This is a genomic window from Bradyrhizobium agreste (assembly GCF_016031625.1).
Lineage (GTDB): Bacteria > Pseudomonadota > Alphaproteobacteria > Rhizobiales > Xanthobacteraceae > Bradyrhizobium > Bradyrhizobium agreste.
In genome coordinates this window covers 12,600-28,143 of the sequence record NZ_JACCHP010000021.1, presented here as the reverse complement: position 1 = coordinate 28,143, position 15,544 = coordinate 12,600, and the positions used below count along the sequence as shown (strand labels likewise).

Annotated in this window: 13 protein-coding genes; 9 read left to right on the top strand and 4 right to left on the bottom strand. The window is 64.4% G+C overall.

Going from position 1 to position 15,544, the window contains the following annotated elements; genetic code table 11:
- The first annotated feature begins 40 nt into the window (after positions 1-40).
- The 8 genes from urtA to HZZ13_RS27345 all read left to right on the top strand — a co-directional run bounded on the left by urtA (position 41) and on the right by HZZ13_RS27345 (position 8,114).
- The gene (urtA, locus tag HZZ13_RS27380; RefSeq protein WP_197962599.1) at positions 41-1,300 is read left to right on the top strand and encodes an urea ABC transporter substrate-binding protein; all 1,260 of its coding nucleotides are present in this window, start codon (positions 41-43) and stop codon (positions 1,298-1,300) included.
- A gap of 130 nt (positions 1,301-1,430) precedes the next feature.
- Complete coding sequence (gene urtB / locus HZZ13_RS27375) at positions 1,431-2,357, top strand: urea ABC transporter permease subunit UrtB (protein WP_197962598.1); 927 nt, start codon at positions 1,431-1,433, stop codon at positions 2,355-2,357.
- 17 nt (positions 2,358-2,374) lie between these two features.
- A complete protein-coding gene (gene urtC / locus HZZ13_RS27370; RefSeq protein WP_197962597.1) occupies positions 2,375-3,517 on the top strand; it encodes an urea ABC transporter permease subunit UrtC in 1,143 nt (380 codons plus the stop codon).
- A 64-nt stretch (positions 3,518-3,581) separates the two neighbouring features.
- Positions 3,582-4,337: an urea ABC transporter ATP-binding protein UrtD gene (gene urtD / locus HZZ13_RS27365; RefSeq protein WP_197962596.1), complete on the top strand. Its 756-nt coding sequence runs from the start codon at positions 3,582-3,584 to the stop codon at positions 4,335-4,337.
- Between the two features lie 191 nt (positions 4,338-4,528).
- Positions 4,529-5,218: an urea ABC transporter ATP-binding subunit UrtE gene (urtE, locus tag HZZ13_RS27360; RefSeq protein ID WP_197962595.1), complete on the top strand. Its 690-nt coding sequence runs from the start codon at positions 4,529-4,531 to the stop codon at positions 5,216-5,218.
- A 27-nt stretch (positions 5,219-5,245) separates the two neighbouring features.
- Entirely contained in the window at positions 5,246-6,475 is a 1,230-nt protein-coding gene (gene fmdA / locus HZZ13_RS27355; protein WP_197962594.1) for a formamidase, read from the top strand.
- A 176-nt stretch (positions 6,476-6,651) separates the two neighbouring features.
- Complete coding sequence (locus tag HZZ13_RS27350; protein WP_197962593.1) at positions 6,652-7,029, top strand: FmdB family zinc ribbon protein; 378 nt, start codon at positions 6,652-6,654, stop codon at positions 7,027-7,029.
- A gap of 44 nt (positions 7,030-7,073) precedes the next feature.
- Positions 7,074-8,114, top strand: a complete 1,041-nt coding sequence (locus tag HZZ13_RS27345; RefSeq protein WP_197962592.1) for an aliphatic amidase — start codon at positions 7,074-7,076, stop codon at positions 8,112-8,114.
- Positions 8,115-8,306: 192 nt separating this feature from the next.
- Here HZZ13_RS27345 and HZZ13_RS27340 read toward each other — a convergent pair whose 3' ends face one another.
- The 4 genes from HZZ13_RS27340 to HZZ13_RS27325 all read right to left on the bottom strand — a co-directional run bounded on the left by HZZ13_RS27340 (position 8,307) and on the right by HZZ13_RS27325 (position 14,542).
- Positions 8,307-9,128, bottom strand: coding sequence for an MlaD family protein (locus HZZ13_RS27340; protein WP_197962591.1), 822 nt, complete (start codon positions 9,126-9,128; stop codon positions 8,307-8,309).
- A 128-nt stretch (positions 9,129-9,256) separates the two neighbouring features.
- Entirely contained in the window at positions 9,257-11,473 is a 2,217-nt protein-coding gene (locus tag HZZ13_RS27335; RefSeq protein ID WP_197962590.1) for an acetate--CoA ligase family protein, read from the bottom strand.
- A gap of 136 nt (positions 11,474-11,609) precedes the next feature.
- Positions 11,610-12,179: a class GN sortase gene (locus HZZ13_RS27330; RefSeq protein ID WP_197962779.1), complete on the bottom strand. Its 570-nt coding sequence runs from the start codon at positions 12,177-12,179 to the stop codon at positions 11,610-11,612.
- Between the two features lie 98 nt (positions 12,180-12,277).
- Entirely contained in the window at positions 12,278-14,542 is a 2,265-nt protein-coding gene (locus HZZ13_RS27325; RefSeq protein WP_197962589.1) for a marine proteobacterial sortase target protein, read from the bottom strand.
- 187 nt (positions 14,543-14,729) lie between these two features.
- On the opposite strand from HZZ13_RS27325, the gene HZZ13_RS27320 reads away from it, so the two are divergent.
- Complete coding sequence (locus HZZ13_RS27320) at positions 14,730-15,500, top strand: helix-turn-helix transcriptional regulator (RefSeq protein WP_197962588.1); 771 nt, start codon at positions 14,730-14,732, stop codon at positions 15,498-15,500.
- Positions 15,501-15,544 lie beyond the last annotated feature (44 nt).

The following is a 15,544-nucleotide window of genomic DNA, read 5'->3' as shown; positions in this document are numbered from 1 at the left end:
AGCCACCAATCGCGTGGTCTCGAACAAAAGTGGGGTGCTCATGTCAGACGAAGCAAACAAGGGCCTGTTGTCGCCGTTGCGGCGCAAATTGCTGATGGGGATGGCGGCCGTCCCTGCCATCACGATGCTGCCGCGGGCATCCTTTGCGCAGGCGCCGGCGACCTCGGCGGTCAATACCACGGGTTTGGCCGTCACCGACACCGAGGTCACGGTCGGCATCCTGCATTCGGCGACCGGCACCATGGCGATCTCGGAGACCGGCTCGATCCAGGCCGAAAAGCTCGCGATCGAGCAGATCAACGCGGCCGGCGGCGTGCTCGGCCGCAAGATCAAGTTCATCCAGGAGGACGGCGCGTCGGACTGGCCGACCTTCGCCGAGAAGGCGAAGAAGCTGCTCGTCAACGACAAGGTCGCGGCCATCATGGGCTGCTGGACCTCGGCCTCGCGCAAGGCGGTGCTGCCGGTCGTCGAGCAGTATAACGGCATGCTCTACTACCCGACCTTCTACGAAGGCCTCGAGCAGTCCAAGAACGTGATCTACACCGGCCAGGAAGCGACCCAGCAGATTCTCGCCGGTCTGAACTGGATCGCCAAGGAGAAGGGCGCCAAGTCGTTCTTCTTCATCGGCTCGGACTACATCTGGCCGCGCACCTCCAACAAGATCGCGCGCAAGCACGTCGAGAACGTGCTCAAGGGCAAGGTCGTCGGCGAGGAATATTATGCGCTCGGCTCGACGCAGTTCAACTCGGTCATCAACAAGATCAAGCTGACCAAGCCGGACGTGATCTTCACCGACGTCGTCGGCGGCTCGAACGTCGCCTTCTACAAGCAGCTCAAGGCGGCCGGCGTCGATCTCGCCAAGCAGCCGCTGCTCACGATCTCGGTGACCGAGGACGAGATCGACGGCATCGGCGGCGAGAACATCGCGGGCGCCTATGCCTGCATGAAGTACTTCCAGTCGCTCGACAATGCGAACAACAAGGCTTTCGCCTCGGCGTTCAAGAAGATGTGGGGCGAGAAGACCGTGATCGGAGACGTCACCCAGGCTGCCTATCTCGGCCCCTGGCTGTGGAAGCTGACAGTCGAGAAGGCCGGCTCCTTCGACGTCGACAAGATCGCCGCGGCTTCGCCCGGCGTCGAGTTCAAGGGCGCGCCGGAAGGCTATGTGCGCATCCACGAGAATCATCACCTCTGGTCGAAGACCCGCGTCGGACGCGCCAAGCTCGATGGCCAGTTCGAGCTGATCTACGAGACCGCCGATCTCGTCGAGCCGGATCCGTTCCCGAAGGGCTATCAGTAAGTCGCGGCCCCCGTCGCACTTTCCCCTCAAGGCAAACCCGCTCCCTGGCGTGGATCGCAAGTCCATGCCTCAAGCCCCCGCGTCGCGAACCTGCTCGCGACGCGGGACCCTTTCCCGACGGAGGACATGGATGTTCGGCGACTATTCGATTGGCGACCTCGGCTCGATCTTCGTCATGCAGGGCTTCGCCGGACTGATCCTGTTCTCCGTCTACGTCCTGATGGCGCTCGGCCTTGCGATCATCTTCGGCCAGATGGGCGTCATCAACATGGCCCATGGCGAATTCATGATCCTCGGGGCCTACGTCACCTGGATGACCTCCAATCTCTTCCAGGCCTATTTGCCGAGCCTGTTCAGCGGCTACTTCTTCCTCGCGATGATCCTCGCCTTCCTCGCCTCCGGCGCGCTGGGCATGCTGGTGGAATGGGTGCTGATCCGGCACCTCTACAAGCGTCCGCTCGATACGCTGCTCGCGACCTGGGGCCTCAGCCTGATGCTGCAGCAGGCCTACCGCTCTGTTTTCGGCGCACGCGAGGTCGGCGTCGAGCTGCCGCAATGGATGCTGGGCTCACTGCGCGTCACCGACAGCATCGAGGTGCCGATCAACGGCGTCTTCGTGATGTGCCTCACCGTGCTGATCACCATTGCCGTCGCCTACGTTCTCTACATGTCGCGCTGGGGCCGCCAGGTCCGCGCGGTCGTGCAGAACCGCGTCATGGCCGGCGCCGTCGGCATCAACACCGAGAAGGTCGACCGCTACACCTTCGGGCTCGGTTGCGGCATCGCCGGTGTCGCCGGCAGCGCCTTCACCATGATCGGCTCGACCGGGCCGACGTCGGGCCAGCTCTACATCGTCGATACCTTCCTGGTGGTCGTGTTCGGCGGCGCCGCCAGCCTGCTCGGCACCATCGCCTCCGCGTTCTCGATCTCACAGACGCAATCGACCCTCGAGTTCTTCATGTCGGGCTCGATGGCCAAGGTGCTCACGCTGCTCGCCGTCGTCGGCATCCTGATGCTGCGGCCGCAGGGTTTGTTCGCCCTCAAGGTCCGCAAATAACGAGAAGCAGGCAAGTCATGATCATCAACTCACGCTTCTTCAACCGATCCGAACTGATGGGCTTCATTGCGCTCGCCGCGGTGTTGTTCGTGATCCTGCCGCTGACGCTGGATGTGTTCCGCCTCAATCTTGTCGCGAAATACCTGACCTACGCCTTCGTCGCGATCGGCCTCGTGCTGTGCTGGGGCTATGGCGGCATCCTGAGCCTGGGGCAGGGCGTGTTCTTCGGCCTCGGCGGCTATTGCATGGCGATGTTCCTCAAGCTCGAGGCATCGAGCGTCGAGAACACCAAGATCCAGTCGACGCCCGGCATCCCTGACTTCATGGACTGGAATCAGATCACGGCGCTGCCGTTCTTCTGGCAGCCGTTTCACAGCCTCACCTTCACCATTCTCGCCATCATCCTGGTCCCCGGCCTGTTCGCCCTGATCATCGGCACCGCGATGTTCAAGCGCCGCGTCGGCGGCACCTATTTCGCGATCATCACCCAGGCCGTCGCCGCCATCCTCACCATCCTGATCGTGGGCCAGCAGGGTTACACCGGCGGCATCAACGGCATGACCGATCTGCGCACGCTGAAGGGTTGGGACATCCGGCCCGACCACGCCAAGATCATCCTGTACTTCGTCGAGGTGGTGCTGCTGTTCGCCTGCATCGGCATCGCGCAGTTCATCCGCCTGACCAAGCTCGGCCGCATCCTGGTCGCGATGCGCGAGCAGGAAGACCGTGTCCGCTTCTCCGGCTACAGCGTCGCCAATTTCAAGATCTTTGCCTTCTGCATGGCCGCGATCTTCGCCGCGATCGGCGGCGCCATGTTCGCGCTCAATGTCGGCTTCATGTCGCCGTCCTTCGTCGGCATCGTGCCGTCGATCGAGATGGTGATCTACACCGCGGTCGGGGGACGGATGTCGATCTTCGGTGCGATCTGGGGCGCCATCCTGGTGAATTTCGCCAAGACCAGCCTGTCGGAATCCTTCCCCCAGCTCTGGCTGTTCGGCCTCGGCGCGCTGTTCATTGCGGTCGTGCTTGCTTTCCCCAACGGCCTGTCCGGGCTCTGGGCCGATTACGTGCAACCGCGCATCGATCGGCTGTTCGCCTCGCGCAAGGCGAAGGCGGACTGGGCCGACAATTCCGTCGCCGACGGCGCACCGGCAGAGTGAGGGGGCAATCATGCTCATCGGACATCACGATGCCGATGCCGCGCTGGCAGTGAGGAGATAGATCATGCTCATCGGTCATCAGCCCAAGGACTTCCTGCTCGCTGTCTCCGGCCTCACCGTCTCGTTCGACGGGTTCAAGGCGGTCAACGACCTCTCCTTCTACGTCGAGGAGAACGAGATCCGCGTCATCATCGGCCCCAACGGCGCCGGCAAGACCACGGTGCTCGACCTGATCTGCGGCAAGACCAAGGCGACCTCGGGCTCGATCCAGTTTCGTGGCAAGGAGCTCACGAAGATGAAGGAGAACGAGATCGTGCAGACCGGCGTCGGGCGCAAGTTCCAGACCCCGTCGGTGTTCGAGGATCTCACCGTGTTCGAGAACCTCGAGATCTCGTTCCCGCGCGGCCGCACCGTGTTCGGCTCGCTGACCTTTCAGCGCGATCAGCTGGTGAAGGACCGGGTCGAGGAGGTCGCGGAGATGATCTTCCTCAAGGACAAGCTCGACACCTATGCCGACGAGCTCAGCCATGGCCAGAAGCAGTGGCTCGAGATCGGCATGCTGCTGATCCAGGACCCGGACCTGTTGATGTTAGATGAGCCCGTCGCCGGCATGAGCGTGTCCGAACGCGCCAAGACCGCCGAGCTGCTCAACCGCATCATCAAGAACCGTTCGGTGCTGGTGATCGAGCACGACATGAAGTTCGTCGAGGACATCGCACACAAGGTCACCGTGCTGCACCAGGGCCAGATCCTCTCGGAAGGAACGATGGAGAAGGTCAAGAACGATCCCAAGGTCATCGAAGTGTACCTGGGGCATTGACGATGGCGCGTACGGGGCGGGCAAGCGCGGCGCACTCCGTCCACCTCTCCCGGAGGGAGAGGTCGAATTGCGCAGCAATTCGGGTGAGGGGCTTCGCTCCCTCGAGAAACCTGCGCCCCCTCACCCGCGCCTTCGGCGCGTCCTCTCCCCGGTGGGGAGAGGTGAAGAAGCAGCGAGCCTAGGAGCACATCATGCTGTCCATTTCCGATCTCCACGTCGCCTACGGCCAGAGCGAGGTGCTGCACGGGCTCAACGTCAAGGTCGCGGCGAACGAGATCGTCGCGATCATGGGCCGCAACGGCATGGGCAAGACCACGCTGATGAAGTCGCTGATGGGCATCCTGCCGGCCAGACGCGGCTCGGTGAGCATGGACGGCGCCGAGCTCGGCAACCTCAAGAGCTTTGAGCGCGTCGCCAAGGGCCTCGCTTATGTGCCGCAGGGCCGCATGATCTTCTCCACCATGACGGTGAAGGAGAATATCGAGACCGGGCTCGTCGTCGCGGGCGAATCCGAGGTGCCCGGCGACATCTACGAACTGTTTCCGGTGCTGCTGGAGATGAAAGGCCGCCGCGGCGGCAATCTGTCCGGCGGCCAGCAGCAGCAACTCGCGATCGCGCGCGCGCTCGCCACCAAGCCGAAGGTGCTGCTGCTGGACGAGCCGACCGAAGGCATCCAGCCCTCCATCATCAAGGAGATGGCGCGCACGTTGAAGCGCATCCGCGACGAGAAGGGGCTCTCGATCGTCGTCTCCGAGCAGGTCCTGAGCTTCGCGCTCGACATCGCCGACCGCGTGCTGGTGATCGAGAACGGCGAGATCGTGCGCGACGATCCGCGCGATGCCGTCGATGCCGCGCAGGTCTCGAAATATCTGTCCGTCTAACCAACTGTGTAAAAGGGGAGCATCTCGATGCCAGAGACACTGATCAAGGTCGATCTCACCAAATCGGCCTATGAAAACGACATGGTGCATAACCGCTGGCACCCCGACATCCCGATCGTGGCCTGGGTCAATCCCGGCGACGATTTCATCATCGAGACCTATGACTGGACCGGCGGCTTCATCAAGAACAACGATTCCGCTGACGACGTGCGCGACATCGACCTGTCGATCGTGCACTTCCTCTCCGGCCCGATCGGCGTCAAGGGCGCCGAGCCCGGCGACCTGCTCGTCGTCGACCTGCTCGACGTCGGTCCGCTCAAGGAGAGCCTGTGGGGCTTCAACGGCTTCTTCTCCAAGCAGAACGGCGGCGGCTTCCTCACCGATCATTTCCCGCTGGCGCAGAAGTCGATCTGGGACATCAAGGGCCTCTACACCTCGTCCCGCCACGTGCCCGGCGTCAGCTTCGCCGGCCTGATCCATCCCGGCCTGATCGGCTGTCTGCCCGATCCCAAGATGCTGGACACCTGGAACAAGCGCGAGAGCGAGCTGATCTCGACCAACCCGACCCGCGTGCCCGGCCTTGCCAATCCGCCGTTCGCACCGACCGCGCACGGCGGCCGCGCCAAGGGCGATGTGAAAGCCAAGATCGGCGCGGAGGGCGCGCGCACCGTGCCGCCGCGCGAGCATGGCGGCAATTGCGACATCAAGGATCTCTCGCGCGGATCGAAGATCTATTTCCCGGTCTATGTCCCCGGCGGCGGTCTCTCCATGGGCGATTTGCATTTCAGCCAGGGCGACGGCGAGATCACCTTCTGCGGCGCCATCGAAATGGCCGGCTGGCTGCATCTGAAGGTCGAGGTGATCAAGGACGGCGTCGCCAAGTACGGCATCAAGAACCCGATCTTCAAGCCGTCGCCGATCACGCCGAACTACAAGGACTATCTGATCTTCGAAGGCATCTCGGTGGATGAAGCCGGCAAGCAGCACTATCTCGACGTTCACATCGCCTATCGCCAGGCCTGCCTCAACGCCATCGAGTATCTCAAGAAGTTCGGCTACTCCGGCGCCCAGGCCTATTCGATCCTCGGCACCGCGCCGTGCCAGGGCCACATCTCCGGCGTGGTCGACGTGCCCAACGCCTGCGCCACGCTGTGGCTGCCGACCGAGATCTTCGACTTCGACGTGATGCCGTCGGCGGCCGGACCCATCAAGCACATCACCGGCGATATCAAAATGCCGATCTCGCCGGACAAGTGAACGTGCGTTCTATCCCCGTCATCCTGAGGTGCTCGCCTTGCAAGGCAAGGCGAGCCTCGAAGGACGACGCCCGGCTGCATCTCGGCCGTACATCCTTCGAGGCTCTAGATGAGGCGCAACGCGCCCCATCTAGAGCGCCTCAGGATGGCGGATTAAAGAACACGAAGGACAACACGATGCCGGTCTACGAATATCTCTGTGACGATTGCGGGCCCTTCAAGGACCTGCGCCCGATGGCGGAATGCGACGATCCGCAAAGCTGTCCGCACTGCGAGGCCATGGCGCCGCGCGTGATCCTGACCGCGCCGAACTTCTTCTGCATGCCGGCCGACAAGCGCAAGGCCCACGCCGTCAACGAACGCAGCGCGCACGCGCCGCAAACGCTGGCGCAATACAAGGCCTCGCACGGCCCGGGCTGCGGCTGCTGTTCCTCCGGCAAGACGGTGAAGGAAAAGAGCTCGACCGACAGGAAAAAGCCGGCGCGGTTGATGACCAAGACCAGGAGCGGCGCCAAGGGTTTTCCGACCGCACGTCCCTGGATGATCAGCCACTAACCCACGCGATGACCTCAAACGAATAAGAGACAGGAGCGCTCGACATGCTTCACGGTGACATCTCCAGCAGCAACGACACGGTCGGCGTCGCCGTCGTCAATTACAAGATGCCCCGCCTGCACACTAAGGCCGAGGTGCTCGACAACGCCCGCAAGATCGCCGACATGATCGTCGGCATGAAGGTCGGCCTGCCCGGCATGGATCTCGTGATCTTCCCGGAATATTCCACGCAAGGCATCATGTATGACGCCAAGGAGATGTACGAGACCGCGTCCGTGGTGCCGGGCGAGGAGACCGCGATCTTTGCGGAAGCCTGCCGCAGGGCCAAAGTGTGGGGCGTGTTCTCGCTCACAGGCGAACGTCACGAGGAGCATCCGCACAAGGCGCCCTACAACACCCTGATCCTGATGAACGACAAGGGTGAGATCGTGCAGAAGTACCGCAAGATCATGCCCTGGGTGCCGATCGAAGGCTGGTATCCCGGCAATTGCACCTATGTCTCTGAGGGCCCGAAGGGGCTCAAGGTCAGCCTGATCATCTGCGACGACGGCAATTATCCGGAGATCTGGCGCGATTGCGCCATGAAGGGCGCGGAATTGATCGTGCGCTGCCAGGGCTACATGTATCCGGCCAAGGAGCAGCAGGTCATGATCTCCAAGGCCATGGCCTGGGCCAACAACGTCTATGTCGCCGTCGCCAATGCCGCCGGCTTCGACGGCGTCTATTCCTATTTCGGCCACTCCGCGATCATCGGCTTCGACGGCCGCACCCTCGGCGAGTGCGGCGAGGAGGATTACGGCATCCAGTACGCCCAGCTGTCGAAGCATCTGATCCGCGACGCGCGTCGCAACGGCCAGTCGCAGAACCATCTCTACAAGCTGGTTCACCGCGGCTACACCGGCATGATCAATTCCGGCGACAGCCCGCGCGGCGTCGCGGCGTGCCCCTATGATTTCTACAAGAACTGGATCAGGGACCCCGAGGGCACGCGCGACATGGTCGAGGCCATGACCCGCGCGACGCCGGGGACCGAGGAGTGTCCGATCGACGGCATCCCGAACGGGTCGGCGGCGAGCAATTACTGAGCTGTTTGGTGGATGCCGCCTTACCCTCCCCTGGAGGGGGAGGGTCGATCGCGCGCAGCGCGAGCGGGGTGGGGTGATCTCTCAACACGGGCAGTGTGCGAGGTGGAGAGACCGTCACCCCACCCCGTCTCACATCTCGCTACGCTCCATGTGAGCCGACCCTCCCCCTCCAGGGGAGGGTGAGAAAGAGTGCTACCGTTTCTTCTCTTCGGGCCTGCGCGGCGGCCGCGGCGGCACAGGGATCCCCGCCATCTTGTTGGCGGCCTCGCTGACGTCGAGCAGCGAGCGGCGAATGTCGTCGAGATAAGCCGCCGACTTCTTCTTCATGGTGCCGGCGAGCTCATGCAGCCCCTGGATCTTCTCGAACAGCTCGTCGGCCTTGCCGTCAACGAAGCCCGGCACCGCGCCCTCGATCTTCCCGACCGCCTTGTCGAAGCCCGCGAAGGCGCTGTCCACCTTGGCCATGACGGAGTCGATCTCGCCGCCCTTGCTCCTGAGATCGGCCGTGTAGGTCTCGAACGTGTGCAGGCCCTCCTTGATCGCGGGGGCGTTGCTCACGATGGTGCGGTCGACGCTGTGCAGCGTCTCGACGATGGTTTCGGCATCGCTGAGGTCGGCCGTCAGCACCGGGATGCCGTCCGCACCCAGCGGCACCGGCGGTGCGGAAGGGGCGCCGCCGATCAACGAGATCGCGGCAACGCCGGTGAGGCCCTGGAACTCGATTCCAGCCACGGTGTCCTTGCGGATCGGCGCGCTGTTGTCGAGCATGACGAGCGCCACGATCCTGCGCGGACTCTCCAGCTTGATCGACTGGATCTGGCCGACGGGCACACCGTCGAAATTGACCGGCCCGCCGCGGCGCAGCCCGCTGGCGGAGCCGCCTTCGAACACCACGCGCAACTGGCTGCGGCTCTGGATGGTGCGCCATTTCTGCACGCCGAGCAGGCCGCCGAACGCCACGGCGATCGCCGCCAGCGTTGCCGTTCCGATCACAAGATTGCTTGCGCGTGCCATGCAGGGAGGGTTTTACGGCCAAAGCGGGAAAGTTGGAAGAAGGCCGCAAGGGTACATCGGGCGGGTTAACGACTTGTCCGCCGAAGCTCGAAAGAGCGAAGGCGGAAGCGCAACCTGCCTCCGCGACATCAACGTCCGGCCGCCCGCCTGGCCGCAGCATTGTTCAGCACGATCAGGGCATCGACGGCGACGCCGGTTTTGGCGTTGATCAGGAACGGGTTGATGTCGATCGAGGCGATACGATCGCCCGCATCCGCAATCAGGTTGGATAGCCCGACCAGCGCCTTCACGGCCGAGGCCTCGTGCAAGACCGGCCTGCCGCGATAGCCCCGCATCTTGATGCCGGCCTTGGTGCGGCCGATCAGGAGCCGCGCTTCGCTCTCGTCCAGCGGCGCGCCGGCAAGCGCGACGTCCTTCATCAGCTCGATGTCGATGCCGCCGGTGCCGAACAGCACGACGGGCCCCATCTCGGCATCGAGCGAGGCGCCGACCACCAGCTCGAGCTCGGCCTTGACCTGCTGGGCGATCAGGATGCCGTCGAGCTTCGGCTTGCCCTTGAGCTTCGCCACGCGCGCGGTGATGTCGGCGAACGCCTTCTTCACCTCGGCTGCGCTGTTGAGGTTCAGCACCACGCCGCCGATATCGGACTTGTGCAGGATCTCCGCGCTGACGAGTTTTGCCACGACCGGAAAACCGATCTGCTTGGCAATCTTCACCGCGTCCGTCGCGGTCCGTGCGATCGCCTCCTTCGAGGTCGGGATGCCGTAGGCCTTGAGCAGCTTCTTCGAGGCGACCTCGTCGAGAGCGGCGCCGGTCGCCGATGTCAACGTCTTCTCCAGCACGGCGCGCGCGGCGGGCTTCGAGCTCGAGACGATGTCGGGCACCTCCTTGCGCAGCTTGGCGTAAGCGAGCAGCGATCTGATTGCGGTCACCGCGCGGTCCATGCCCTGCATCACCGCGAGATGCGGCAGCGACTTCCGCAAGCCCTTGGTGTATTCGGTAAAGCCGATCGACATCGCGCTGATGTAGAGCACGGGCTTTCCGGCCTTGCTCGCCATCTCGTTGACGATACGCAAATTGCGCTCGCGCAGCTCGTGCGGTGCCTTCGGCAGCTCGGCATCGACGATGACGATGTCGATATCGGGGTCGTCGATCATCAGCTTGATCGACTTCATGTAGACGGAGGGGTCGACCACCGCGGCGAAGCCGGCGTCGAGCGGATTGCCGACGATCGAGCCGGGGCCGAGCATCTTCGCCAGCTCCGCGCTGACATGCGGGCTCAGCGGCGTAAAGTTGAGGCCTGCGGCGTAGAAGGCGTCGATCAGCATGCCGCGCTTGCCGCCGGAGAGCGTTACGGCCGCGAGCCGGTCGCCTTTCGGAACGGCCGCGTGCACGAAGCACTCGGTGGTCTCGATCAGTTCGTCGAGGCCGCCGACCCGGATCACCCCTTCGCGCGTCGCGATCGCGTCGAACGTCTCGATCGAGCCGGCGAGCGCGCCGGTATGCGCCATCGCTGCGGCGCGGCCGCCTTCGGAGGCGCCGAGCTTGAGCGCGATCACGGGCTTGCTCGCCGCGCGCGCCGCCTTGCAGGCGTCGCGGAAGGCCTTGGTGTTGCGCACGCCTTCGAGGTAGACGACGATCACCTTGATGCTCGGATCCTCGGCGAAATAGCGCATCAAGTCCGGCGTCTCGAGCCCAGCCTCGTTGCCCGTGGTCACCATGTAGCCGACGCCGACACCGCGGTCTTCCAGCGCCTGGCGGATCGCCATGACGATGGCGCCGGATTGCCCGGCGATCGCCACCGCGCCCTGTTCCATGGTGACGATACGATCGTCGATATTGGTGAAGAGCTTCTCGCCGGCGCTCAGATTGCCGAGGCAGTTCGGGCCGGTGACCGCGAGCCCCGTCTCGCGCACGGCCGCCTGCAATTCGGCAGCGAGCTTCTGGCTTTCGTCATCCTGCAGCTCGCTGAAGCCCGAGGTGACGATGGTGGCCGAGCGCGCGCCGGCCGCTGCGGCGTCGCGGATCACCTGCACGGCAAAGCGCGCAGGCACCAGCACCAGGACGTGATCGGGCTTCTCGGGAAGACTCGCAAAGTCCTTATGGCAGGGAACGCCCCAGATGGCGTCGCGCTTGGCGTTGACCGGATAGAGGCCGCCCTCGTAGCCGTACTTGACCAGATTGTTCCAGATGCGCTCGGCATAATTGCCGGGTTTGTCGGTTGCGCCCACCAGCACGATGTTGCGCGGGTGCAGCATGGCATGGATGCCCTTGACGATGTCGCTGGCATCGCGCGGCGGAGACCATGAACGGGACGCGGACGCAGCAGACACATGGGCTTCCATGGCGTGACCTCACCTGTTGTTCTTATTGGTGGTGCGTCACTTTCTATGGCGAGTCCTTCGGAGTGGCAACCGTGCGGGTGGTATGCCGTGTGATGGAATGAAGTGCGCTTCGGTGCGTGTCGGCCCGGTGGGCGATTTATCCGTCTGCGCCAATCAATGTCGCGTGCAGGATGTAGCGCTCGGGGCCGGATGTGACGGCATCGAATGGCCAGCAGGTCGCGAGCACGAGCTCGAAATCTCGTGCCGTGGCGTCGATCCCCGATGCATCGAAACGAACCACGGCCGAGGAATCCGCGCGATAGCGAAAATGTCGGCCGTCACGTCGTGTGACATCGATGATGTCACCGATGGCGACATTCCGCAGGAAGCGGAAATGCGTGTCGCGATGTGCGGCATAGACGGCTATCCCGCGTTCGCCCGCATCGGCGGTGTGCTGGATATGGCCGGGTCCGAAAGCAAGCGCCTGTCCGCTCGCGCCTTCCAGCACGATGGTGCTGGCGCCGATCCGCCTGACCTCGATCCGCGCAACCGGCCAGGTGTCGGCCCATGACCAGGGCTTTACCGCCACGCCCGTTGCCACGCTCCTGTCGAAAGCCCGCTCCAGCAGTACCTGCGCCAGCCATGCCTTGGCATGGATATAAGCTCCGTCGCCGAACAGGATGAGGCCGATCAGGGCCAATACGAGGGGAGAGATGAGGCGGGGCATGGTTTCCGCAATGACAGTTAGAAAAAAGGCGCGCGCGGCCATTTGGAGGGGACGGGCAGCCGCGCGCGCTAACAGAGGAGTTCGGGGAGGCTCCTCTCTCAAACGGCGTCAGTGAGCAAGGTCTGACGCCGGTTGAACACGAACAGGATCACGGCGAGTACGATCAGGATGAAACCCGCGACCATCTTCAGCTCGGCCGAGGTCGCGGTCTTGGGCAGGCGGATCGCGTCGGGCGCGGCAGCAATCGGCCGTCGCGTCGCCGGCTGATTGCGCGCATCGGCATGGCGCTCGCGCAGCTGTGTCGGCGTCGGATGCGGCCGCTCGCCGAATACCTTGTCGAAGTCCCAGCCCGCGGGCAGGTTGATCGGCAGCTCGCTGAGCTTGAGCGGCGCGCCTTCGGGACGGCTTGGCGTCTTGTCGACCGCAACGAGGCTGGTCAGCCGCGTGACGATCTGATGGTCGAGCGCCAACGCCAGGATCGCCTTGTCGGCGTCTTCGGATGTCATCTCGCGCAGGGTGCGCGCCACCTCCGCATCGGCGATCTTGCGCCTGGCCCAGAGCTTTGACAGGCCCTTGCCTTCGGCCGCGTTTTGCAGCGGCAACGTCACCGACCACTGACGATCGCCGACGCGGCCCTTGATCTCGAGCAAGCCTGCGAGCTTGTCGAGTCTCGCCGCCAGCACCAGGGGCTCGTCGCGATACACGTCGGGAATGATCGCCGGGGTGACGTCGGCCTTGGCCTCGGAAAAAGTTGCGGTGAGGCCGGTCACGGCCGGATTCTCCAGCTTGGCGAACAGGCCGCGCATGCGCTCCTCCACCTGCTCGACGGAGCCGATATGGGTGAAGGCGCCGCGGCCGAGCTCGGCGGCGCGGGTCATGAGATAAGTGTTGGGCGCGGACCCGATGCCGACCATGAAGACGCGCGAGCGGCCGCGCATCGTCGTGATCGTATCGAACAATTGCTGCTCGTTGCCGATCGCGCCGTCGGTCAGGAACACGACCTGGCGGACCATGTTGCTTTCGCCGAGCCTGTCGGTCAGTGCCGCGCGCATCGCTGGCACCATCTCGGTGCCGCCGCGCGCCTGCAAAGCGCCGACGAAGGAGGTCGCCTCGCGGACATGCGCGGCATCGGCCGGCACGGCGGCCGGAAACAGCACGTCCATGGTATCGTCGAAGCGGATGACGTTGAAGCGGTCATTCGGCTGCAGGCGGCCGAGGGCGTAGAGCAGGCTCGCCTTGGCCTGCACGATGGACGTGCCGCCCATCGAGCCGGAATTGTCGATCACGAACACGACCTCGCGCGGCAGCGGCTTCTGCATCGCCTGCTCGGCGCTCGGCGGGGTGACGATGGCGAGCAGGTAATCGGCATCGCCGATGTGCTCGCGAAACAGGCCGACCGACGGCGCTTTCTCCGCAGCTGGCTTCCAGGTCAGCTCGAAGTCGCGGTCGGCGGGCGCGACGCTATCGGCGAGTGTGATCACACGCGTCGTGGTGTCCGGGCTTTCCGTCCTGACGTTGTGATGGTGGCTCTTGACCTCGCCGAGCGCGAAGCCGGCCTGCAGGCGTACCGTGATGCTGGTCGGATTGACCGGCGCATTCCTGGCGGGATCCAGCACAGACGGCGAGATGCGCTCGCGATCCGGCACCGGATCCGACGCCGCCGCGCCCCAGCCCGAGCCATCCTTGCGGAAGTCGACGCTCTGGATGATCGGCGCTGGATTGTAGCGCGGTCCGACCACGAGTGGCAGGCGCAACGAATATTCGCTGCCGACTTGATGCACCGGCTCCTGGTATTCGATCTGCACCAGCACGGTTTCGCCGGGACCGATATTGGCGACCGAGTTGGTGAAGATGTTCGGCCGTTCCTGCTCGGTGAGCGCGGCCTTCTGGCCGGCGCGGCGCGCCTCCTCGTAGATCACGCGCGCCTGCTGCCGCTCCTTGATGTCGCCGATGATGACGCGGTCGCCGACCACCATCTTCAGCGTATCGACGGCGCCGCCGGCCGCGAGCGGATAGACGTAGGTGGCCTCGACCCAATCCTTGCTCGGGTTGCGGAATGCTTGCGTGACGCGGGCGCGCAAGGTCGGGCCCGACACCGTGATATCGACATCGGTCCCAAGGCGGATCGCCTCTAGGGTGGCGCCGTCCTCTTTCAGCAGCAGGCTGCCCGACCGTGCCTCGCCGGGCTGGAGCAGGCTGGCCTGTTCGGTCGTTGCCGACCAGCTCGCCCCAAAACTCACCAGCAGGGCCAGGAAGGCGACCAGCATCACCGCGATGCCTTGCGCGAGAAGAAACAGTCCGACCTTGATGAGGCGGCTCAACAGCGGGTGTTCGTCGCTGTCGGCCGTGTCGTAGGCGTCCATTTGGCGTGCTCCCGAAGCAGGTTTGCTGGTCCTCAGCATCCGCCGGCGGGGCGGCCTGTCGCGAGCAGAATGATCGGCAATGTTCCGCCGTGGCCGGCCCAGGCTCGTTTCGGCCGGGGCGGCCATGTGCGGTTTTGTGCTGGTTTGTCCGCCCTGCTAGAGTGACCGGCGTGGAGCAGGGCTGACGATGCAGACGCAGGACAAGATCACCGACAAGCAGCTCTCGGACGAGCAGAGCCGCGAGATCGCCGAGACCATTCGCGAGGAGCTCGCCCGGCGCCGGATCTCCCGGCAGGCGCTGGCCGAGCAGGCCAAGCTCAGCCTGTCGACGCTGGAGAAGGTGCTCGGCGGCCGGCGGCCGTTCACGCTGGCGACGACGGTCCGGCTGGAGCAGGCGCTCGGCGTTTCCTTGCGCAAAAGTGTTGTCGTGGTGACGCCCCCGGCCGCGAACGACGTCGCGCCCGACAGCCTCGGCTCCTATGCCCACCGCGCGGTGACCTGGCTCGAGGACGTCTACATCACCCTGCGGCCGTCGTTCGGCGACAAGGATGCGATCTTCGCCTATCGCACCGAGATCGCCTGGGAGCCGAAGGTCTCGTCGCTGGTCTTTCGCGAGGGCGAGCGGACCGATGCCGCCTACGAGCATACCGGCGAGGTCGCCGTGCCCCATCAGTCCGGCTTCATCTACCTCGTCATCATCAAGCACGGCCAGCACCGCGTGATCACGGTGTCGCGGCCGACGGTATCCGGCGAGATGTACGGCATCATCTCGACGCTGCGCGCCGGGCCCGGCTCGCAGCTCACGCCGATCGCCGCGCCGATCGCCTATGTGCCGCTCAGGAATATTCCAAAACCCTCCTTGGGCCGGGTTGCGCCCGACGATTCCAACCATGCCTTGTATCGAAAGCACTTGCGCCGCACGGTGGAGGAGCCGTTTGCGCTGTTTCTGACGTTGTGACCCCGCGAGAAATAATCCAGCATCGGCCGTCCTTGCGTCTATAA

What these genes read in the sequence shown, in the direction of transcription:
- urtA (WP_197962599.1), top strand. Translation starts at nt 41, where the DNA reads ATGTCAGACGAAGCAAACAAGGGCCTGTTGTCGCCGTTGCGGCGCAAA.
- urtB (WP_197962598.1), top strand. Translation starts at nt 1,431, where the DNA reads ATGTTCGGCGACTATTCGATTGGCGACCTCGGCTCGATCTTCGTCATG.
- urtC (WP_197962597.1), top strand. Translation starts at nt 2,375, where the DNA reads ATGATCATCAACTCACGCTTCTTCAACCGATCCGAACTGATGGGCTTC.
- urtD (WP_197962596.1), top strand. Translation starts at nt 3,582, where the DNA reads ATGCTCATCGGTCATCAGCCCAAGGACTTCCTGCTCGCTGTCTCCGGC.
- urtE (WP_197962595.1), top strand. Translation starts at nt 4,529, where the DNA reads ATGCTGTCCATTTCCGATCTCCACGTCGCCTACGGCCAGAGCGAGGTG.
- fmdA (WP_197962594.1), top strand. Translation starts at nt 5,246, where the DNA reads ATGCCAGAGACACTGATCAAGGTCGATCTCACCAAATCGGCCTATGAA.
- HZZ13_RS27350 (WP_197962593.1), top strand. Translation starts at nt 6,652, where the DNA reads ATGCCGGTCTACGAATATCTCTGTGACGATTGCGGGCCCTTCAAGGAC.
- HZZ13_RS27345 (WP_197962592.1), top strand. Translation starts at nt 7,074, where the DNA reads ATGCTTCACGGTGACATCTCCAGCAGCAACGACACGGTCGGCGTCGCC.
- HZZ13_RS27340 (WP_197962591.1), bottom strand. Translation starts at nt 9,128, where the DNA reads ATGGCACGCGCAAGCAATCTTGTGATCGGAACGGCAACGCTGGCGGCG.
- HZZ13_RS27335 (WP_197962590.1), bottom strand. Translation starts at nt 11,473, where the DNA reads ATGGAAGCCCATGTGTCTGCTGCGTCCGCGTCCCGTTCATGGTCTCCG.
- HZZ13_RS27330 (WP_197962779.1), bottom strand. Translation starts at nt 12,179, where the DNA reads ATGCCCCGCCTCATCTCTCCCCTCGTATTGGCCCTGATCGGCCTCATC.
- HZZ13_RS27325 (WP_197962589.1), bottom strand. Translation starts at nt 14,542, where the DNA reads ATGGACGCCTACGACACGGCCGACAGCGACGAACACCCGCTGTTGAGC.
- HZZ13_RS27320 (WP_197962588.1), top strand. Translation starts at nt 14,730, where the DNA reads ATGCAGACGCAGGACAAGATCACCGACAAGCAGCTCTCGGACGAGCAG.